Source organism: Jatrophihabitans sp., from assembly GCF_035474675.1.
In the GTDB taxonomy this organism is placed as follows: Bacteria; Actinomycetota; Actinomycetes; order Mycobacteriales; family Jatrophihabitantaceae; genus Jatrophihabitans_A.
On record NZ_DATINC010000012.1, the window covers coordinates 1 to 19,584 of the forward strand.

At 70.1% G+C, this 19,584-nt stretch carries 16 protein-coding genes and 1 pseudogene; 4 read left to right on the top strand and 13 right to left on the bottom strand.

The genetic code is table 11. The features are described 5' to 3' along the window. A pseudogene (locus tag VLJ82_RS00955) lies at nt 1–289 on the top strand (inosamine-phosphate amidinotransferase 1); the annotation flags it as partial. Nucleotides 290–358: 69 nt separating this feature from the next. Beyond that, entirely contained in the window at nt 359–967 is a 609-nt protein-coding gene (locus VLJ82_RS00960; RefSeq protein ID WP_408661448.1) for a LysE family translocator, read from the top strand. 168 nt (nt 968–1,135) lie between these two features. On the opposite strand, the gene VLJ82_RS00965 is transcribed toward VLJ82_RS00960, so the two are convergent. Beyond that, nucleotides 1,136–4,531: a S8 family serine peptidase gene (locus VLJ82_RS00965; RefSeq protein ID WP_408661449.1), complete on the bottom strand. Its 3,396-nt coding sequence runs from the start codon at nt 4,529–4,531 to the stop codon at nt 1,136–1,138. A 363-nt stretch (nt 4,532–4,894) separates the two neighbouring features. Here VLJ82_RS00965 and VLJ82_RS00970 point away from each other — a divergent pair, with 363 nt between their 5' ends. Continuing rightward, nucleotides 4,895–5,857, top strand: coding sequence for a matrixin family metalloprotease (locus tag VLJ82_RS00970; RefSeq protein ID WP_408661450.1), 963 nt, complete (start codon nt 4,895–4,897; stop codon nt 5,855–5,857). 132 nt (nt 5,858–5,989) lie between these two features. Here the strand turns inward: VLJ82_RS00970 and VLJ82_RS00975 are convergent, their stop codons facing one another. The 3 genes from VLJ82_RS00975 to VLJ82_RS00985 all read right to left on the bottom strand — a co-directional run bounded on the left by VLJ82_RS00975 (nt 5,990) and on the right by VLJ82_RS00985 (nt 9,229). Next, on the bottom strand, nt 5,990–6,730 hold the full coding sequence (locus VLJ82_RS00975; protein WP_408661451.1) for a flavodoxin family protein: 741 nt from the start codon (nt 6,728–6,730) through the stop codon (nt 5,990–5,992). A gap of 91 nt (nt 6,731–6,821) precedes the next feature. Then, entirely contained in the window at nt 6,822–8,033 is a 1,212-nt protein-coding gene (locus VLJ82_RS00980; protein ID WP_408661452.1) for an MFS transporter, read from the bottom strand. Between the two features lie 59 nt (nt 8,034–8,092). Further along, nucleotides 8,093–9,229: an ROK family transcriptional regulator gene (locus VLJ82_RS00985; protein WP_408661453.1), complete on the bottom strand. Its 1,137-nt coding sequence runs from the start codon at nt 9,227–9,229 to the stop codon at nt 8,093–8,095. A 158-nt stretch (nt 9,230–9,387) separates the two neighbouring features. On the opposite strand from VLJ82_RS00985, the gene VLJ82_RS00990 reads away from it, so the two are divergent. Next, nucleotides 9,388–10,644: a YbiU family protein gene (locus VLJ82_RS00990; RefSeq protein WP_408661454.1), complete on the top strand. Its 1,257-nt coding sequence runs from the start codon at nt 9,388–9,390 to the stop codon at nt 10,642–10,644. A gap of 27 nt (nt 10,645–10,671) precedes the next feature. Here the strand turns inward: VLJ82_RS00990 and VLJ82_RS00995 are convergent, their stop codons facing one another. The 9 genes from VLJ82_RS00995 to VLJ82_RS01035 form a co-directional block, all read right to left on the bottom strand. Further along, on the bottom strand, nt 10,672–11,865 hold the full coding sequence (locus VLJ82_RS00995; RefSeq protein WP_408661455.1) for a hypothetical protein: 1,194 nt from the start codon (nt 11,863–11,865) through the stop codon (nt 10,672–10,674). Beyond that, the gene (locus VLJ82_RS01000; protein ID WP_408661456.1) at nt 11,855–13,051 is read right to left on the bottom strand and encodes an MFS transporter; all 1,197 of its coding nucleotides are present in this window, start codon (nt 13,049–13,051) and stop codon (nt 11,855–11,857) included. The genes VLJ82_RS00995 and VLJ82_RS01000 overlap by 11 nt, the downstream gene beginning before the upstream one ends. After that, complete coding sequence (locus VLJ82_RS01005; protein ID WP_408661457.1) at nt 13,044–13,739, bottom strand: YqcI/YcgG family protein; 696 nt, start codon at nt 13,737–13,739, stop codon at nt 13,044–13,046. The genes VLJ82_RS01000 and VLJ82_RS01005 overlap by 8 nt, the downstream gene beginning before the upstream one ends. A 2-nt stretch (nt 13,740–13,741) precedes the next feature. Next, nucleotides 13,742–14,950, bottom strand: a complete 1,209-nt coding sequence (locus tag VLJ82_RS01010; protein WP_408661458.1) for an ATP-grasp domain-containing protein — start codon at nt 14,948–14,950, stop codon at nt 13,742–13,744. A 3-nt stretch (nt 14,951–14,953) separates the two neighbouring features. Beyond that, a complete protein-coding gene (locus tag VLJ82_RS01015; protein ID WP_408661459.1) occupies nt 14,954–16,126 on the bottom strand; it encodes an ATP-grasp domain-containing protein in 1,173 nt (390 codons plus the stop codon). 27 nt (nt 16,127–16,153) lie between these two features. Then, nucleotides 16,154–16,903 (bottom strand): dTMP kinase, encoded by a 750-nt coding sequence (locus tag VLJ82_RS01020; protein WP_408661460.1) that lies wholly within the window; start codon nt 16,901–16,903, stop codon nt 16,154–16,156. Then, nucleotides 16,890–17,114 (bottom strand): hypothetical protein, encoded by a 225-nt coding sequence (locus VLJ82_RS01025; RefSeq protein WP_408661461.1) that lies wholly within the window; start codon nt 17,112–17,114, stop codon nt 16,890–16,892. Before VLJ82_RS01025 ends, VLJ82_RS01020 begins: the two co-directional genes overlap by 14 nt. A gap of 33 nt (nt 17,115–17,147) precedes the next feature. Then, nucleotides 17,148–17,342 (bottom strand): hypothetical protein, encoded by a 195-nt coding sequence (locus tag VLJ82_RS01030; protein ID WP_408661462.1) that lies wholly within the window; start codon nt 17,340–17,342, stop codon nt 17,148–17,150. 201 nt (nt 17,343–17,543) lie between these two features. Beyond that, nucleotides 17,544–19,418, bottom strand: a complete 1,875-nt coding sequence (locus VLJ82_RS01035) for a S53 family peptidase (protein ID WP_408661463.1) — start codon at nt 19,416–19,418, stop codon at nt 17,544–17,546. Nucleotides 19,419–19,584: the final 166 nt, after the last annotated feature.

The window sequence follows — 19,584 nt, forward strand, 5'->3', positions numbered from 1 at the left end:
GCCGGAGATCTTCGCCAACTGGGAGATCCTGTGGTGCCCGGACCTGGTCGACTCCGGCTACGCCTGGGACTACCCGCGGGCCTCGATCTGGCAGGGCATGAACTTCATGATGATCCGGCCGGACCTGGCGGTGGTCTCCGACATCCAGACCAGCCTGATCCGGGAGCTGGAGAAGCGGGACGTCACGGTCGCGCCCACCCGGTTGCGGCACTCCCGGACGCTGTCCGGCGGCTTCCACTGCGCCACCCTGGATATCCGGCGGCGGGGCAGCCTGCAGGACTACCGCTGACCGAGCGGCGGCGGTGATCGACTCGGGTAGGTTTCGCCGCTAGGAACTTTCACGGAGGCCGCCCGCGCGATGAACTACCTGTCGTTGATCGTGTTCACGCTGGCCACCTGCGGCACCCCGGGCCCGAACAACACCCTGGTGATGGCGTCCGGAGTGAGCTTCGGATTCCGCCGCAGCGTGCCCGGGGTGGTCGGCATCAACACCGGCTTCCCGATCATGGTGGTGCTGGTCGGGGTGGGCCTGGGCGGCTTCCTGGAACGCTGGCCGGTGGTGCTGGACGTGCTGCGCCCGATCGGGGCGGCCTACCTGCTCTACCTGGCGTACCAGATCGCCACCGCCCCGGTGACCGACCTCGATGCGCGCGCCACCCGGCCGCTGACCTTCACCAAGACGGCGCTGTTCCAGTTCGTCAACCCGAAGGCCTGGGTGATGATCGTCGGCGCGCTGGTCACCTACACCACCACGGACGGGCCGTTCCTGTGGCAGGTGCTGGCGGTGGCGCTGATCTTCCTGGTGTTCGGCACGCCGTGCACCACGGCGTGGCTGCTGATCGGGGTGGGGCTGCGCCGGGTGATCTCCAAACCGGCCCAGTTCCGCGCGTTCAACGTGGTGATGGCGGTGACCCTGGTGCTGTCGCTGATCCCGATCCTGGTCGAGATCCGCGACAGCGTCTCCTGAGCGCTCCCGGCGGCGGAGTTGCACAGCTGGCAGTGGCTTATCCGCTCGACGGCACGGAGATTCGCCCGAGCGGCCAGCTGTCCATGCGCTCAAATGCGCGGGCCCCGCTCAAACGGCCAGCGGCCCATGCGCTTTCCAGCGCACGGGCCGCTGCCGTGTGGTGTAGTGCTAGCCGATCTTGTAGGTGTAGGGCAGGGTGGCGATCACCGCACCGGAGGTGACCTGCGGCAGCGCGGTCGGGCCGGTCGGCAGCAGCGGCGGGGTGACGATGTTGAGGTGGCCCGAGACCACCGACCCCTTGGTGCCCTGCGGCGTGATGGTGATCCGGATCGCCACCGTCTCACCCGGCTGGACCAGCTCGGGAGTGCCGAAGCCGTCCGAGGTCGGGTCCACCGAGATCCGGAACGGGTCGTCGGTGGAGGAGGTGACCGCCGGGTCGAAGGCCGCGGTGCGCATCGACGCGGTGATCGTGGTCTCGCCGGCCGGGGCGCCGGCGTCGCTGAACGGACCGACCTCGTTCACGCTGACGAACCACAGGCCCTTGGTGATGGAACCGTGCGGCTCGCTGATGCTGACCACCGACACCGAGCTGCCTGCCTTGGCGGCCTGCAGGTCACCGGACAGGTCGACCCCGGCGCTCGAGCCCTCCTGGATCTCCACCTGGGCCGGCACCGTGCTACTGGCGGCCGCGGTGAACCGCGAGGTGTCGGGCGGAATGATGTAGGCCGGGGCGTTGCCGGTATCGGGCAGGTCGAAGCTGGTGCTGCCGAAGACCGGCACCGGCTGCAGGGTCTGCACCTTGTTCAGCCGCGGGTCGGCCCCGATGGCCAGCGGCTGGACTCCGGTGTTGCGGACGTACACCGTCGCCTGCACCGGCTTGCCGGCCTTGAGCACCGTGCCGGTCGAGTGCGGCAACCCGGTCGCCCGGGTCCGCAGCCGGTCGAAGGTGACCCGCCCGGAGTACCGCTGCGAGATCTCGGCTCCGCTGACCGGGTTCTGCACGACGACGACCAGGTGCCAGCGCCCGGCGATCGGATGGGCGTCGAACAGCTGGACGTTGAGGCCGGAACTGATGTTGCCCTGGGCGTCGAAGGTCTGGTTGCTGCCCACGTCGGCCAGCAGGCCGTTGGGGTCGATCAGCACGACGTCGACGAAGTTGTTCGGGTCCTTGGACAGCGTCAGCGAGACATCCAGGTCCCGCTTGCCGGCCGGCACGTCGAAGGCGTAGCTGAAGGTCTGCGCCGGCGAGACGCCGCGCGCGTTGCCACCGGTGATGACGCCGGAGTAGGCGCCACCGTTGCGGGTGTCGATCAGGGCCCGCAGGATCGCCGAGACCGCCGTCTGGTGCCCGTCGGAGCTGGCGAAGGTCACCGCGTAGTCGGTGTCGCCGCTGTCGGCCGGCAGCCGGAAGGTGACGGTCACCGTCTTGCTCTGGCGGGGAGCCAGGGTGAACACCGCCGGGCTGACCCGGCCGACCGGGATCGCCCGCTGGGCGTCGCTGCGCAGGATGATCGGCGCCGCGTGGTAACCGGTCGGTCCGGCGATCGAGTACAGGATGGCGGTCCACTGGCCGGGCACCGGCTTGCGGACGTCGACGTTGGCGTAGTTCGCGGTCGCCGTACCGCCCTGCGGGCGGCTGTTGGCCACGAACCGGCCGGACGGGTCGAGCAGCGTCAGCCGGACGATGTCGTTCGGGCCGGTGGCCTGGAAGGCCATCCGTTCCAGCAGGCGTTGGGTGCCGGCCGGCACCGTGAACGTCACCTTCTTGTACGCCCAGGTCTGGCCGTTGTAGTAGGTGAAGGTCGGCAGCGTGGTGGAGTCGAACGCCACGTTCTGCTGGTGGGAGGCGATGGTGCGGTAGCCGCGGGTGCCGGCGGCCACCGTCAGCGGCTTGGTGCCGACGTTGGTGACCGTGACGTGGCCGGACTTCGTGCTGCCCGGCTTGCCGACCAGGGTGAACTGGTCGTCGTTGGTGACCAGGTTGGACTTGACGCCGGCCGGGGCGGAGCCGCCGCCGGGCCAGGTCAGGGCAGCCTCGGTCGCGGCGCGGGCATCCAGCAGGCCGGCGCCCTGCTCGTCGGCAGGCAGGCCGAGGTCGTGCGCGGTGCCGGTGATGATCTTCTTGACCACCGCCGGGCTCGGCGACGCGCCACCGTGCTCGGACCGGTAGGCCTCGATCACCAGGGCGGCCACCCCGGCCGTCAGCGGCGCGGACTCGCTGGTGCCGCCGAAGGGCTGCAGGTCGGTGGGCTGCGGCGGGGACTGGAAGTTGCGGCAGCCGGTGTAGGCCGGGGCGCAGACCGCCCAGTTGCCCTCGCCCGGAGCGGCCAGGTCCACCGTCCGGCCGAAGTTGGTGATGCCCGAGGAGGACAGCGCGGAGATGTTGTCGCTGACCCAGGTGCCGTTGGAGAAGTTCGCCGCGGCGTAGCTGGTCTGCAGGTACAGCCGGTTGTCGGTGGTGCCCGCGACCTGGATCACGTTCGGGTCGGCGGGTGAGCCGATGGTGTTGGTGATGCCGGCGTCGCCGGAGGACACCGTCACGGTCACGCCCGCGGCAACCGCCGCGTCGTTGAACAGCGTCAGGCTGTTGCGCATGCTGGTGTCGGGGTAGGTGTTCAGGCCGAAGGACTCGTTGAGGACGTCGACGTGGTCGGTGCTCACCGCGTAGTCGATGGCCTGCAGGATCGAGGAGTTGTTGGAGAACACCAGGCCCACCAGGCTGGCCCCCGGCGCCACGCCGACGACCCGGATGTTGCAGCCGGCCGGCAGCGGGTGCGCCTGGTTGACGAACTGCGACAGGTCGTGCACGACGGTGCCCTGGGCAGCGATCGAGGACGCGTCACCGAAGGCCTCGCGCCCGTCGGAGATCGCGCTCGGGCCGGCTCCGGAGAAGTCCTGGTAGTCGATGAAGACGTGCGAGCCGTCCGGGCGGATGAAGTCCGGCACGTTCGGGTCCATGCTGTCGGCGATGAAGGCGACCTTCACCCCCGCGCCGGTGGCCAGCTGCTGGGCGTAGGGCTTGCCGTCGGTGCGCAGCGCGTTGATCGACTGCAGCGCCTCCGGCTCGATGAGCGGCTTGGCCGGGTCGGTCGGGCAGACAGCGTACGGGCCGTTCTCGCCGACCTGCGGCGCGGTCGTCGCCTTGTGCGTGGTGTTCGAGGCCGGCTGGACGGGCTGGGCGATCTCGACCTCGCGGTCCGGAATGACCGAGGCCACCTGCGGATCCAGCGCCAGGGCCGCCGCCTGCGCCGGGGTGACGGTCGCCGAGAAGGCGTTGCCCAGCGCGAAGTGCTTGACGTGGGTCGGGGCGCTGCCGGTCAGCCGGCCCAGCACCGCGTTCTGGGCGCTGACGGCCTTGGCCCGGCGTGGCGACATGTCGTGCTTGTTGGCCGGGGTGCCGGCCAGCTGGTCGCGCAGCACCACGATCACGCTCTGCGGCGTGGTGGTGGCCGAAGCTGGCGGCGCGCTCGGGGCGGCAGCGGCGGTGGACAGTCCGGCGGCCGTGAGCACCGACGCTCCGGCTGCCACCAGCATGATCATCGCGGAACGTCGTCGAGGACGCATCGGCTTCTCTTTCCTACCCGTCAGAATGCGGCGGCGACCTCGCTTCTTGGGTGCCTCAGCGGACTATGCCGCAGGGCACCGACAACTCACAAGAGGTTTGCATACCTAAGATTTGCCTTAGGCAATCGAGTGATCCCGGTCTACTTTCATCTGTCTCACACGATCTTTCTATCTGAGCGCCGATCGGCTAGCCGGGTTGCCGGCAGCTGCCATATTTCATGCAGATCTCGAAAATATTACGCTTTGATAACGAGACCGTTGTTACGGTCGAAAGCGGCACATCGACCTAATCACTACTGAGAGGGCGAAATGAACCGATTCCATCTCCCCCGTCTAGCACCCCCCGCCGCGCTCGGCGCGGCCATGCTGACGGTCGCGGCCGTCGGATTGATCGGCACCGGCACGTCTGCGGCCGACCCTGCCCCGTCCCCCGCCGGTACGGGCAAGGCGGCGGCTCCGGCCACCGACCTGACCCAGCACCCCAAGTTGTCCCTGCCGGCGCCGGATCCGGCCAAATGGGGAACTCCTCAGCGAGGCGCTGACGTGATGGCCTCGTCGGTCCGCGCCGACGGGTCGCGCGTGATCACCTTCTACACGCCGGTGCCGGGCGAGAGCGCCTCGACTCTGTACCAGTTGTTGAAGAAGCAGGGCGTCACCGGCTTGCAGGATCCGGCTGCGCCCGCGACGTCCGGATCGACAGCGTCCGGATCGACAGCGTCCGGATCGACTACGCCGGCACTCGCAGCAGCGGGAATCACCTCGTGCCGGTACGGGACCGCGCAGCTGTACAACTGCGCCACCGACTCCAACGTCGCGCACCAGTTCCACTGGACCAATGGGTGCTGCACCGACCCGCAGATCTGGTTCGTCGACCACACCGGTTCGTCATGGCCGGTCAACGCCTCGACCAGCGTGTGGAACCAGACGCCGGGCATCGACTCGCACTACGTCTACGGCAGTTGCCCGAACTACTCCGGCCAGCACTGCGTAGGCGTCACCAGCGCCAACTACGGATGCTCCGGCTGGGAGGGCCGGACTACCCTGCAACCCAGTAGCACCAACTACTACAACATCGCCGGCGCGTCGATAGAGTTGAACGACTACAACGGCACCTGCGCGACCAGCGCCGGCACGGTCAACTACGCAAAGAACAGCTCCGGGTACCGCCAAGCCACCTGCCACGAGCAGGGGCATGCGTTGGGCATGGGTCACAATTCCGCGACGGACAGTTGCCTGTACGCCGCGACCATGATGGCCAGTAGCTACGAGCAGCCGGACACCGACGACTTCACCCTGTTGTCGCAGCTGTATTCGGTCGCGTACTGACCAGTTACGACGATCCCGGCTGCTGAACTTCTGCACAGCCGGACGAAGAGCAGTGGCGACCCGGGCAGCGGCCACGCGCCCGGGTCGCTGCACGTGCACCCTGGTACGGCACCAGCGTGGCGCCGGGAGGGTTCAGCTGCGGTACTCCGGGTTGGCGAAGCCGAAGCGGGCACCGGCGTCCCACTCCCGGCGCTGGTTGCCGTAGGCCGGGAAGCCGCCGCCGCGCTTGAGCAGCGCGGCCAGGTGCAGCAGGTTCCAGGTCAGGAAGGTGGTGTTGCGGTTGGTGAAGTCGTTGTCCAGCCCGGCCCGGGAACCGTCCGGCAGCTCGTCGCCGTAGCTCGGGCCGGGACCGGCCTCCCCGATCCAGCCGGCGTCGGCCTGCGGCGGGATGCTGTAGCCGATGTGCTGCAGGCTGTACAGCACGTTGGACGCGCAGTGCTTGATGCCGTCCTCGTTGCCGGTGATCAGGCACCCGCCGGCCCGGCCGTAGTACAGCCACTGGCCGCGCTCGTTCAGCTCGCCGGAATGGGCATACAGCCGCTCGATGATCTTCTTGGTCTGGCTGCTGTTGTCGCCCAGCCAGATCGGCCCGGCGATCACCAGGATGTCGGCGGCCAGCACCCGGGGGAACAGCTCGGGCCACTCGTCGGAGGGCCAGCCGTGCTCGCGCATGTCCGGGTAGACGCCGGTGGCGATGTCGTGGTCGACCGCCCGGAACTGGTCGACCGAGACACCCTGCTTGGCCATGATGCCGGCGCTGAGGTCGATCAGCAGCTGGGTGTGGCTGGGTGCCGGCGACCGGGTCAGGGTGGTGTTGATGAACAGCGCGCTGAGGTCGGAGAAATCGGGCTTGGCTACCTTGCCTGTGTCCATGGATCCACCTCGCGGAGCGTCGGGCTGACGGAATGATCACACCCTAGGACCGGCGGCGGGCGCGCGATGGCAAACGGATCCTTAAGAAACGCTAACGCTCGGTGGACTGAACCCCGGGCGGCGGAGCCACCACCGCGGTGATGAGCGCGGCAAGACCGAGCAGCACCGCCACCGAGGTGAGCGCGCGCAGCACGGTGACGTGGTCGCCGAGGAAGCCGACGGTGGGTGGCCCAGCCAGGAAGGCGCAGTAGCCGATCGAGGCGATGACGCTGACCCGGCCGGCGGCGTACCGCGGCTCGTCCGCCCCGGCGCTCATGCCCACCGGGAAGCCGAGCGAGACCCCCAGGCCCCACAGCACTGTGCCGGCGTAGGCCAGCGGGGTGGACGGCGCGAAGACGAACAGCAGCGTGCCGGCGATGCCGAGGACGGCGAGCACCCGGATGACCGGCACCCGGCCGTACCGGTCGAGCAGCCCCGGACCGAACCAGCGGCCGAGCGTCATCGCGGCCAGGAACACCGCGAACGCCAGGGTGCCGAGCACCGCGGAGGTGGAGTAGCCGTCGATGGTGGCCACGCTGATCCAGTCGTTGCCGGTGCCCTCGGCGAACGCGAAGGCCAGTACGAAGACGCCGATCAGCAGCGTGCGCGGCTCCCGCCAGGCCGCCAGCGCGCCGCGCCGGCCGGATTGCTCCGGATCCTCGGCGATGCCGGCCGCGTCGTCGACGAAGGCGCGGGCGCCCCACGGCACGGCGAGCCCCACGACGACCGCGACCACCAGCAGGTGCGCGGTGACCGGCACCCCCAGGGCGACCATGACCGCCCCGACCAGCGCCCCGGCGACCGTGCCCACGCTGTAGCCGGCATGGAACCGGGACATGATCGAGCGGCCCAGGTGGCGTTCGACCAGCGCGCCCTGGACGTTCATGGCCACGTCCCAGGCGCCGTTGGCGAATCCCAGCAGGAACAGGCCGATCACCACCGGGACCAGGCCCGCGAGGTAGCCGATCGCGACGGTGGCCAGGCCCACCGCCAGCAGCGCCGCCATCCCGGCTACCGTCCGCCGGGAGCCGAACCGGTGCACCACCGGCCCGGACAGCGGCAGCGCCAGCAGCGAACCCGCGGCGATGCAGAGCAGCACCAAGCCGAGCTGGGCCGGCGAGAGCGTGAGGTGGTCGCGCACCTGCGGAATCCGGGATGCCCAGCTGGCGAAGGCGAATCCGGAGCCGATGAAGGCGACGTAGGTGCCGCGGACGCCGGCACGCACCGCCTGGATCGGCGGGGCGACGGCGGAGGTGACGAACATGGCTGGAGCTCCAGAGCGGGGTGGTCGTGGATCGGGACGTCGGTCGATGGGGCGGCTGCTCAGGCGGGAATGCGGGCGACGATGTCGGTGCGGAGCGCGGCGAGCGCGGCGGTGCGGGCGCCGCTGAGGGACGGCTCCCCGGTGCTGACGGCCCGCTCGACCGGAACGCCACGCGGGTGGCCGTCCAGGTCGCGCCGCAGGCTGTCGAGGACGGCCTGGTCGGTGCCCCACGGCCCGCCCAGCACGACGCATTCCGGGTCGCAGAAGGCGATCGCGGCAGTGACCAGGTCGCGGACGGCACGGATCAGCGCGGCGGCCGTCCGGTCGTCGTCCGGGCGGTGCAGCGCAGCCAGCAGCCGGTCGACGTCGATGGCGATCGAGCCGGGCCGGCGCAGTCCCAGCTGGGCGAAGAGCTCGGTGAGCGGCAGCACCGTGCCGCCGGGCCCGGTCACCGTGACGTGGGCGACCTCGCCGGCGATGCCGCGGTGCCCGCGCCGGACCGCGCCGTCGGCGACCACCGCGAGGCCGATCCCTTCGCCGAGGTAGAGGTAGACGAAGTCCCGCAACTGCTGGCCCTGCGCCAGCCGGGCGTCGCGCTCGGCCAGGGCTGCCCAGTTGACGTCGTTGTCGACCAGGACCGGGCCGTCGAACAGCGGCCGCAGCACTGCCCGCGGTGACATGGCGCCGAGCAGGAACGGCGCGTCCGGCAACTGCACGAGGTCTCCGCTGACCCGGTCCACCGGGTCGGCGGCCGACACCACGGCCACCCGCACCGACCCGGCGGGACGAGCACCCAAGGCCCGGCGCGCCGCCTTGCGCAGCAGGGCGGTGACCGAGGCGGGGGTGGCCGGCTGCCGCACGTCCTCGCGCACCCGGTCGGTCACCGTGCCCGCGGGGTCGACCACCTCGACCACCACCCCGTCGGGGGCGATGGCCACCGCCAGCGCGACGCCGGCAGCGTCGGCGAGTGCGTAGTAGCTGCCCACCCCGCCGCGTCCGGTGGTGCGCTCGCCGGTGTCGCGCACCAGGCCGGCGGCCTCCAGCCGGCGGATCGCCTCCGCCGCGGTCGGCTTGGACAGCCCGGTCGCCACCGCCAGCTGGGCACGGGTCAGTCGCGGGGTGTCCAGCAGGACTCGCAGCACCGCCTCGTCCGACATCGAGCGCAGCAGCGCGAGCGAGGGCCGTTCGGAGGTCATGGCTGACAGGCTAACAGATTCAGTAAGGAGACTTGACTAGCTCACTCGCCCGGCCGTACCGTCGCCTTCAGTAAAGAGCCCTAACTAGAGGAAGTCCCTGTCATGACCGCCACCTCGCACCCCGTTCCGGCCGCTCCCCCGGTGTCCGCGCTGCCCCGTTGCCGCACTGGGAAACCACCCCCGCGGACCTGCCGGCCGCGATCCGGGACGTCAAGCGCGCGATCCGGGCCCGGATCGCCGCGTCCGGCCGGACCGTCGAAGAGGTGTTCGCGGTGGTCGAGGCACGGGTCCGGGCGGCGGTCGGGGACGTGGTCGCGGCCAAGCGGCACGGCGAGCCGGTGTGGCCGGTGATCGACTACGCCGACATCGCCGCCGGCACGGTGAGCGCCGAGCAGCTCGCCGCCCTGCGCCGCCGCGGCTGCCTGGTGGTGCGGGGCCACTTCCCGCGCGAGCAGGCGCTGGCCTGGGACCGCGACATCGTCGACTACGTCGAGGCCAACCGGTTCTTCGAGCACTACCGTGGCCCGGGCGACGACTTCTTCTCGAGCGTCGGCTCGAAGCCGGAGATCTATCCGATCTACTGGTCGCCGGCGCAGCTGCAGGCCCGACAGAGCGAGCGGATGGCGGCCGTTCAGGCATTCCTGAACAGCCAGTGGATCAGCGAGTCCGGCGGGGTGCGGTGGTTCGACCCGGGCCGGGATTCGCTGTACCCCGACCGGATTCGCCGCCGTCCGGAGGGAGCCAGCTCCGCCGGCCTCGGCACCCACCTCGACCCCGGCACCCTGGACCTGTGGATGACCCAGGCGTACCAGCGGGCTTTCCGACACCTGTTCAACGGCACCGTGGAGGCCTATGACCCGTGGGATGCCTCCTACCGCACCGCCGGCCCGCAGTACCCGGGCTCCACCATGTGCTCGGCGTTTCGCACCTTCCAGGGCTGGACCGCGCTGTCGGACATGGACTGCGACCAGGGCGTGCTGCACACCGTGCCGATCCCGGAGGCGATGGCCTACCTGATGCTGCGCCCGCTGCTGGCCGACGTGGCTGAGGACGACATGTGCGGCGTCACGGTGAACCAGGTCTTCCCGGCAGGCGAGAAGTACCACTCGGTGCTGCTCGAAGCGCTGTCCGGCATCCCCGACGTGCGGGCCGGCGACTCGGTCTGGTGGCACTGCGACCTGATCCACTCGGTTGCTCCAGTGGTCGACCAACGGGGCTGGGGCAACGTTATGTACATCCCCGCCGCGCCATGGTGCCCGCGCAACGAGGCCTACGCCGCCTCGGTGCGGGAGGCGTTCGAAACCGGCTCCAGCCCGTCGGACTTCCCCGCCGAGCACTACGAGCGCGACTGGACCGGCCGCTTTCCCGCGGCAGGACTCAACGCTGCCGGCCGGCGCGGCCTCGGCCTGGAGTAGCGCCCGCTCCGAGAACGCCCGGCCCGCTCACCCCGGCGCTGGGACCGGCAAGCCCTTGAGGAAGCTCAGCTTGGACAGGTAGCCGACGGAGTATTGGTAGCCCCGGTCGGACAGCACCCCGGCGACCAGATCCCGCAACCGCATCAGCTCCGGCTCCACGGCTGCCTGGTCGCAACCGGCCACCAGTTGAGAGCGGTGGTACTCCAGCTCGAGCTGGCGCAGCGTGTGGCCCGCCGCGGTCACCTCGTCCATTTCCAGCCCGAAGTAGTGGCCGGTTCGCGCCGACTGCACGTTGACGTCGAACCGGGACCTGGTCAGGTGCGCGAGCGCGCTGGCCGTCGTGCCGGGAAGCGCGGTGCGGAGGTAGTCCTGGAAATCCGAGGGCTCCAGACGCACGTTCATGTCGAAGGTCTCCTGCCGGCGCAGCCCGTCGGCGGGGTACATCTTGTACTTCACGACGTACTCCTGGCTCGGCGTCAGCATGAACGCCGCGTACCCCACCGACACCCCGTCGCGTTCCAGCGCGAAGGTGTCCTGCTCGTAGCTCCAGCGCTGGTACTCGTTCCCGACGTCGGGAATGAAGTCGGGCAGCTCCCGCCGCTGCACCGCCGCCGCGAGGTCCGAGGTGACGACCCAGGGCGAGACGTCGGATTCGAAGGTGAACTTGAGCTCGATCTCGGTGTCCGGAAAGAACTTGGTGGTCTGCCGGGACTCGTCGCTCATCCGGCGCAGCACCGCGGGATGCGCCTGCGCGACCCGCTCCACCGAGGCCAGCAACGGGCTGGCCTGGTCGGTGTCGTCCTCGCCGATCCGCCCGAACAGCAGCCCGGACTCGCGCATCCGGGAGCACGCGTAGACCGTCCGGCGCACCCGGCCGGCTCCGCCATCCGGTTGTTCGAAGACCAGGAAGGTCGGTGCCGGCCGGTCGGTGCCGTTGCCGAGCCGGAGCGCCTGCGCGCGGACGTCGAAGGCGGCCCCGCTCCAGACGGCGCTGCGGCCGGTCAGGGCCGGCAGCTGCTGCTCGCCGCCCTGCCCGTCGGCGCCGGGACACCAGGCGAGCTCGTCGGCGACGATGTCGTCATATTTCAGCCAGACCACGGCCGGCGGGTCGGACGGCGGGTCGGGCAGCCGCAGCGCGTAGCCGCCGTGCGAGGTTTTCTCCTCCAGGCCTGCGAATCCGAGCCCTACCTGACCCAGGACCAGCCACACGCTATCGGGCATACGCTTCGCCTTGTCTGCTGTGGAATCTCACCATGTAGGTGATCCAGATGAGCAGGGACACCGTCGCGAGCACCACCGCCGGCAGCCACAGCCACAGGTCGGCCGCCTCGGCGCCGGCGTAGAGGAATCCCGACAGCGGAATGGCCCCGGCGATGAACATGCGGATCACGCTGTTCACCCGGCCGGCGACGGCAACGGGGATCACGTCCTGCCGGAAGGAGATGGAGGCGACGTTGCTCAGGCCGAGCGCCAGCGACATCAGCGCGAAGCCACCGATCAGGACCGCGCTGCCCAGCTCCGTCGCGATGGCTGCCAGCGCCACCGCCGAGATGGCCTGGAACACCAGGATCTTCACCTCCAGGCTGCGGGCGGCCAGCACCCAGGGGGCCACCCGCGCGCCGACCGCACCGGCGAGCAGCCCGACGGCGAGCGAGACCGAGATGACCGTCGGCGACGAGCCGTGCTCGGCGAGCACCGTGACCAGCACGGTGCCCAGGCCCCCCACCGCCAGGTTTGCGACCGACATGCTGAGCACCAGCCAGCCGATGTCGGGTTTGGCCAGCCACGAGAACCCCAACGCCAGGTCCTGGCGCAACGAGGTGGGCGCGGTGGAGGCCACCCGCACCCTCGCCAGGGTGAGCGCGATCGCGCCGGCGAGCGCATACAGCGCCACGATCAGCAGCCACGACCTGACCGCTCCGAACGCCCCGACCGTCACACCGCCGAGCAGGAACCCGCCGACCTTGGCGAACTCGATCGCGGCGGTGAGCCGGGCCACCGCATGCGGGCGGCGCTCCGCCGCCACCAGTTCGGGTATCAGCACGAACTGCCCGGTGATCGAGGACGCCACACCGCCCAGGCCCGAGATCAGCAGCATCAGGGCTACGACATGCTCGCTGTCGAGGGCGGCCGCGACCACTGCCACGCATGCCGCCTGCAGGAACTGGGAGAGTGCGAAGACGAGCCGCCGTTCGAAGCGATCGATCAGCGAGCCGAGCAGCGGGGACGCGACATAGGCGACCCCTCGCAACGAGATCACGAAGATGGCGGTGGCCGGCGAGCCGGTCGTCTTCAACACCGCGAGCGGCGCGACCAGCGACAGGCCGTAGTCCGCCGCCTTCGACACCACGGACGAGGCGATCAGCTTCCGGAGTGCCCGGTTCTCCTGCTCCAGGACGTCAGTCATGCGGCGGCTCCAGCACGTCGTGGGCGGCGGTGCCGTCCCCCAGGAAGTACTGCAGCGCCTCACGATTCCCCGGCGCGCCGTACCTGCCCAGGCACGGATGGGCCTGGACGCCGTCGTAGGCGGCGAGCCGCCGCCGGATCTCCTCGCGGGCGGCCAAACCGGCCCGGCCGCCGCGGTCGAACGATGCCCGGGCCTGCGCGATGACGGTGAACGCCGGACCGACGTTGCGGCTGGTGCGCACGACGTGGTTGGGCGAGCTGAAGTTGACGAACATCTCCACCCCGTCGATCTTCAACGACCAGCTCGGGTCGGACGGATCCAGCACCTCCGGCCCGTGGTTGCGGCTCTCCTCGGCTCGGATTTCCGCCACGATGGACCGGGCGAGCCGGAGGTCGTCGTCCAGGCTGGTCGCGGCCTCGTCGTCGCGGCCCTCCACGAAGAGAACGGCGATCGCCTCGGGCTGGGTGCGCAGGATGGGCAGCAGCGAGCGCAACTCCGCATGCACCGCGCCGCCCACGCCGGGCCGGCGCCGGAACAGCGAGAAGTACGCCGTACTCGTGGTGAACGGCAGATGGCTGAAGATGCAGGGGAACGCGGCATCGGTCGCGACCCGGCGGAAGGTGTGCGCCAGTTCGGCGAGCCGGGTATCGGCGTCCGTGCTCGCAAGCTCGTTCAGGGTCAGCAACACGGTCAGCTCCGCTCGCGGCACTTGCTCTCGAGGAGCGACAGGACCAGCGCCAGCCGCTCGTCGAACTCCGACCGCGACGGGGCCTGCAGGATCAGCTTGTGCCCGTAGTCCGTCGCGTGCCGCACCCGGCCCGGCAGCTCCGGAGGGAGGAAGCCGTAGGACACGATGCCCGGCACCCGGCTGGTCAGGAAGCTGCCCAGGTCCTCGACCAGCACGTACTGGAAGATGCCCAGCACGCCGTAGACGTCCGAACCGGCAGTGTGATCCGGCGGGTCCGGCAACACCGGCGGCAGCCCCAGTTGCAGGTGGACCGCGTTCTCGACGAGGTCGACCCCGTAGGACAGCCGGACGATGTCGGAGATCCCGCCACCGCCGGGACGGGCCGCGACCTCGCAGAACACCACGTCGCCTGCCGGGGTGAGGAAGAACTCGGCGTGCGTGACGCCGGCCCGGATCCCCAGCCCGCGCAGCACCTTCGCGTTGTGCTCGGCCAGCAGGTTCCGGACGGGTCCGTCGCCCAGCAGGACGGAACCCTGGTACCGCTCGACGGCGAACCTGCCGGGCGGCTGCAGGTACTCGCACACCGATCCGAAGCGGACCTCGCCGTCGAAGACCACCGAGTCGCAGTGGTACATCGTGCCGGCGACGAACTGCTCGATCTCCAGTGTGGCCGGATCGGCGTTCAGCTCCGCGATCGCGCCGGCGATGCCGGCCGGGGCGTCCACCACCCGGACCTCGGACGCTCCCAGCCCCCACCTGCTCTTCACCACGGTCGGGCCGGTCCACGGCACGGCGGCCGGCACCGTCGCCGGAACCGGCAGGTAGGCGGGCACGTTCTCGTACCCCGCCGCCACCAGGTCGTCCTTCATCCGCAGCTTGTCGCGGAACGGCAGGGTCTCGGCCTGAGTCATGCCGGGCAGCCCGTAGCGTTCCCGCAGGCTGGCCGCCAGGATCATCTCCTTCTCGTGCAGGGCGACGATGTGCGTCAACTGCCGAGAGGAGATCAACCAGGTCGCCACGGCCTCCAGATGGCCCTTGCGGGTCATGTCGCAGATCGTCACGTCGGGGAAGTCGGCGCTGCGGTAGCCCTCGAGGCCGCCGCCGAACGTTCTGGTGAGCAGGGTGCGCGACTCGGGCGGGGTCGGCAGGTAGCGACCGTGCTCGCCCACCGTCCAGCTCAGCGTGTGGCGGTTGATGATCAGGGGACGCATCGCTCAGCCACCCGCCGTTCGCACCACGTTCAGCGACAGCACGTGTTCCAGCGCCTTGGCACACACCTGCGGATCGGGCCCGATCAGGCGGGCGGCACCCAGCCGGTCGTCGGAGCTCCGGAGCGGGCCCACCGGGTCTCCCACCGCCGCGGACGGGGCCCACAGCTCGAACGTCACGCCGTCCAGCTCCGGCGGCTGCCGCAGCACGGAGCTGACCACGCCCTGGTCGGCGACGAAGAAGACCATCGCCGCCGCCGCCGCGCGGGGCGGCTGGCGTTCGGGAAGCTCGCCCACCGGCCAGCCGAGCGCGGTCAGCCGCCAGTCCAGGCCGGTGATGGCGTGGATCAGATCGGCCACCCCGTCGCCGCCGAGCCGGTTGTGGGTCTCGATGATCCGGACGTCGTCGCCGTCGACCATCACCTCGGTGCAGGCCACCCCGTCGGTGAGCCCGAGAATGTCCAGCAGCCGGCCCACGGCCAGGCCGGCCCGCTCGCACTGAGCCGGGGACAGCGACGGCGGCGGCATGACGTGCCCCACCTCGACGAAGTTCTCGGTGATCCACTTCTCGACCACCCCCAGCACGGTGTGCTGCCCGGCCGTGCTGAGGGTCTCGACCGTCACCTCCACCCCGGTCAGGAAGGCCTCCACCAGGCCGTCCTCGCGGTCGGCGGCCGGGATGCGCAGCACGTCGTCGATGTTCGACACCATGCGCACCCCGGCGCTGCCCGTGCCGTGCGCCGGCTTGAAGATGGCGCGCGGGTGCGAGCCGAGCAGGTCGGCCACCGCCCTGTCGTCCGTTGCCGGGGCGAAGGGCACGGTCAGGTCCGGTGCCTGGGTCGCCAGCAGCCGGCGCATCAGCCGCTTGTCGCGCGAGGCCAGCACGGTCGACAACGCGTTGCCGGCCACCCCGAGCTGCTCGACCAGCCGCGCCGCGGGCTCCAGGCCGCGCTCGGTGGTGGAGACCACCCCGTCGATGTCGCCACGCCCGCGCAACAACTCCGCGAAGGCGGCGAGCTGGCCGGCATCGAGATAGTCGACGGTGTACAGCTCGTCCTTTTCCGGACGGACGAATGCCGCGCTCGCCGTTCCCGGCAGCTGCACGATCACCAGGTCGGTGTCGAGCTGGTGCGCGGTGCGGATCATGTTGGCCGACGCGCCGAGGATTACCAGGGACATGGCTGGCTCACCCCGCCCGGCCGGGATTCAGCATCGGACCAGCCCCGCAGACGCCCAGTGCAGGCAGCTGCCGGTCACCTCGGCCGGCGGCCTACTGGCGTCGACCAGCCGGGTGGGTCCCTGGCTCTGGCTGACCGCGAGCAGGTTGGCCCGGATCCGGGTCTGGTAGTCGACGAAACTGGTCCGCCGGTCGCCGGCGTAGCCGTCGTGCTGGCCGGCCTCGGTACGGCTGATCGTCTCCTTCCGGGCGGCACAGGTCTCCGCCGGCACGTCGAGGAACAGGGTCAGGTCCGGTCGGGCCAGCTGGCCGAAGCATTCGCCCACCAGGCCCGCGGTGATCTCCGGGCGTTCCATCGACCTGGCGAGCAGCTTGTGCGTCCAGCCGTCGCTGACGACCGTGCGCCCTGCGTCCAGGGCCGGACGCAGCACCAGCCGGTCCAGGGCCTCGTACCAGGCCGCGAGCAGCAGGAAGTAGTGCCGGTGGCCGAACAGGTCCTGCCGGTCGTCGCCGTCGGTCTCCCACACAGCGGCCTGGACCCGCTCCAGATGCCGGGCGAGGAACGGCGGGTCGGCCGGTGGCGCGGCGTGCCGACTCGGAAGCAGCACGGCATCCTGGCCGGCCGCACCGAGCGCCTGCACCAACCCCCGGCTGATAGTGCTCTTGCCGGCGCCGTCGATGCCCGCGACCACCACGAACCTGCCGCGGCGGGCCCGGTCGGGCCGGGCCTGGTCGGGCCGGGCCTGAGCGGTCAGGGAGCTGGTGTCAGAGCGCGGCATCGTTCTCGTCATGGATTGCCGGACGCCCACGGTCGGCGAGGATCTCCTCGCACAGATCGTGAATGTCCTGCGCACGGTTGTCCCGGTAGAAATCGCCGGCCGTGCCCTTCATCGGATTCAACGTGAATCCCGGACGGTCCGCGCCGAGCTCGTACATGAGCTCGCGCACCCGGTCATCCGTCATTGCCGCCGGGTCGTCATTTTGCTGCACCCACTCGGGAACCCCGAGCCCTATGGCCAGCGGTCAATAGAAGCCGGTCGACTCTTCGTAGTTGTACTTGTCGTACACCATGTCGCCGCCGCGATTGCGGTGCTCGATGATCTTGGAAAGCTCGTCGTCCCTGAGTTGGCACAGGCCTTGCTTCAATTTCAGGCGGCGCGGGTCAGTCATAGCACCCCGTACCGTCGTGCCCGCCGGGCCGGAAAGTGTCGTAGTCACGCACCGCGACAGGGTACCCCGGATTATGCAGTCTTCAACAGGCCAAATTGTCTGCGCAGATATTGCTTAATTTCCAAGCAGAATGACTGCGTAACGACGCCTGGCCGGACGCCTGTCCGCAGGCGCCGGCACGGAATGAGCCGATCGTCCAGGCGCGCTGGGCCCGTCCGGCCTGGACCGGACGGACCCAGCGGCCACTGCTTACTGGATGGCGGTGATGAAGTTGCTGGCGTTGGCCACCGCGCCGAGGCCAGTGATGTTGTCCCAGCCGGCAACCGACTGCTGCGAGGAGGGCAGCAGGCTCATCCCGTTCAGGAAGTAGGTGGTCGGCTCGATGTAGGTCCCGGTGCTCGGGTTCTTCCACTTGCCCTCGGTGCCCCGGTTCACCGTCGAACCGGACACGTCGCTGACCGCGGTCGCCCGGTTCTGGTACAGCTTCGGGTTCAGGAAGCCGAGCCGGGCGCCCTTGGTCTGGACGGCCAGGGCCACCTCGCCGGCGGTGTAGGGCGAGGCCAGGCTGGTGCCGCCGACGGTCAGCGTGGTGTACGCGCCGGCCTGGGTGACACCGACGACGTAGCCGGTCTGGCTGTCGGCGATGTTGGCGATGTCGGGGTAGGCGCGCTTGGCGGGCTTGCCGGAGAAGGTGCTCGACACGATGCCGGTCTGGTAGGACGGCTGGGAGGTGATCGCGCTCTTGCCGCCGCCGGAGGCGCCGTAGAACACGTCGCTGGTCCAGGTGGTGCCGCTGCTGCGGCTGATCACGTCGTACCAGGCCTGCTCGAACAGCGTGGAGTTGGTCGAGTCGATGCCCAGCGACGTGCCGCCGATCGAGGTCAGCTGGGAGTCCGAGGCCGGGTAGTCGGCCGACGGGCGGGCCTTGCTGGCCGAGCCGTTGGAGTAGGTGTTGTCACCGTCGTCGCCGGAGGAGGCCATCACCGAGATGCCCTGGCTGGCGGCCTGCACGTACACCGAGTGCAGCCACGCGCTGTTGCTCTCAGCACCTCCCCAGGAGTTGGTGATGATCGAGACCTGGTTGGCGTTCACCAGGTTCTGGGTGGCGGTCAGCAGGTAGTTGCTGTACGGACCGGCCGCGGGGGCGTAGATGATCTTGGCGTCCGGCGCCGCGCCGTGGATCGCCTCGGCGTCCAGGGCCGTCTCGACCATGGTGCCGTCGACGTTGGCCTGGTTGGTGCAGTAGGCGTCCCAGGTGGCCGGGTCCTGCGAGGTGTACTGGCCGGCGGTGAAGGCCGGTGCGCCGACCTGGGCGGCCCAGGTGTTGAGGTCGGACGGGATCGTGGGGCTGTCGCACCACAGCACGTTGCCGACGGTCACGCCGGCGCCGGTCTTGCCGGTGGCCGGGATGCCGCGCGCGGCATTCAGCCGGGACGGGGTGTAGCAGGCCCGGTTCGGCTGGTTGCCGCTCAGCGGCGCCGGCGCCGGAATGTAGGAGGTGTTGGTGTTCTCACCCCAGTAGGTGGAGCAGGTGACGTTGCCCGCGGACGCGCCGTTCGGCGAGACCTTGGCGCCGGTGCGGTAGATCTCCGAGCTGTCCAGGCCCAGCACGTCCGAGACCCGGCCGGCCAGGACCGACGGCACGGTGAGCGCCGAGGCCGGCGCGGTGACGTTCTGGTTGTTGCGGGAGTAGCTCTTGATGGTGGTGCCGAGCGCCTTGTTCACTGCGGCGACGGAACCGGTGACCGGCACGTAGCTGTTGCTGATCGGCACGGCGCCGGTCTGCAGGCCGGCACCCTGGAGCCAGTTGACGACCGCAGCCACGTCGGCGTTGGTGGCGCCGAACCGGGCGGTGTACTGCTCCGGGGTCAGGAAGTGGCGGTAGCTGGCGCTGTGCGGGTCTGAAACCGCGTCGGCGAAGGCCTGCGCACCGGCGGCGTCCCGGGGAGCGATGGCAACCGAGAAGTTGACGATCTTGCCGGCCGGCGCGGCACCGAGCGCCTTGGCCGATGCCGTCCAGGCGGGCGCGTCGTGCAGGAGGGCCCGGCCGGTCGGTGTGGCGGCCGCGGGCAGGCCGGCAGCCACCACCACGGGGAGGGCGAAGGCCCCGGCGGCAAGCGCCACAAACAATGGCCGGCGAGAACCGCGCCGGCCAGTTGAGGGGTCGAAAAAGCGCACAGAAACTCCTTGAACAAAGATGTGAGGAATATGAGGGAAATGCTGTGAGCGACTTTTTAGGGATAAGGAGCCGCAAACACAATTTGTCATCGGAGAACGATTTGCGCAATGG

What these genes read in the sequence shown, in the direction of transcription:
- VLJ82_RS00960 (WP_408661448.1), top strand. Translation starts at nt 359, where the DNA reads ATGAACTACCTGTCGTTGATCGTGTTCACGCTGGCCACCTGCGGCACC.
- VLJ82_RS00965 (WP_408661449.1), bottom strand. Translation starts at nt 4,531, where the DNA reads ATGCGTCCTCGACGACGTTCCGCGATGATCATGCTGGTGGCAGCCGGA.
- VLJ82_RS00970 (WP_408661450.1), top strand. Translation starts at nt 4,895, where the DNA reads ATGCTGACGGTCGCGGCCGTCGGATTGATCGGCACCGGCACGTCTGCG.
- VLJ82_RS00975 (WP_408661451.1), bottom strand. Translation starts at nt 6,730, where the DNA reads ATGGACACAGGCAAGGTAGCCAAGCCCGATTTCTCCGACCTCAGCGCG.
- VLJ82_RS00980 (WP_408661452.1), bottom strand. Translation starts at nt 8,033, where the DNA reads ATGTTCGTCACCTCCGCCGTCGCCCCGCCGATCCAGGCGGTGCGTGCC.
- VLJ82_RS00985 (WP_408661453.1), bottom strand. Translation starts at nt 9,229, where the DNA reads ATGACCTCCGAACGGCCCTCGCTCGCGCTGCTGCGCTCGATGTCGGAC.
- VLJ82_RS00995 (WP_408661455.1), bottom strand. Translation starts at nt 11,865, where the DNA reads ATGCCCGATAGCGTGTGGCTGGTCCTGGGTCAGGTAGGGCTCGGATTC.
- VLJ82_RS01000 (WP_408661456.1), bottom strand. Translation starts at nt 13,051, where the DNA reads ATGACTGACGTCCTGGAGCAGGAGAACCGGGCACTCCGGAAGCTGATC.
- VLJ82_RS01010 (WP_408661458.1), bottom strand. Translation starts at nt 14,950, where the DNA reads ATGCGTCCCCTGATCATCAACCGCCACACGCTGAGCTGGACGGTGGGC.
- VLJ82_RS01015 (WP_408661459.1), bottom strand. Translation starts at nt 16,126, where the DNA reads ATGTCCCTGGTAATCCTCGGCGCGTCGGCCAACATGATCCGCACCGCG.
- VLJ82_RS01020 (WP_408661460.1), bottom strand. Translation starts at nt 16,903, where the DNA reads ATGCCGCGCTCTGACACCAGCTCCCTGACCGCTCAGGCCCGGCCCGAC.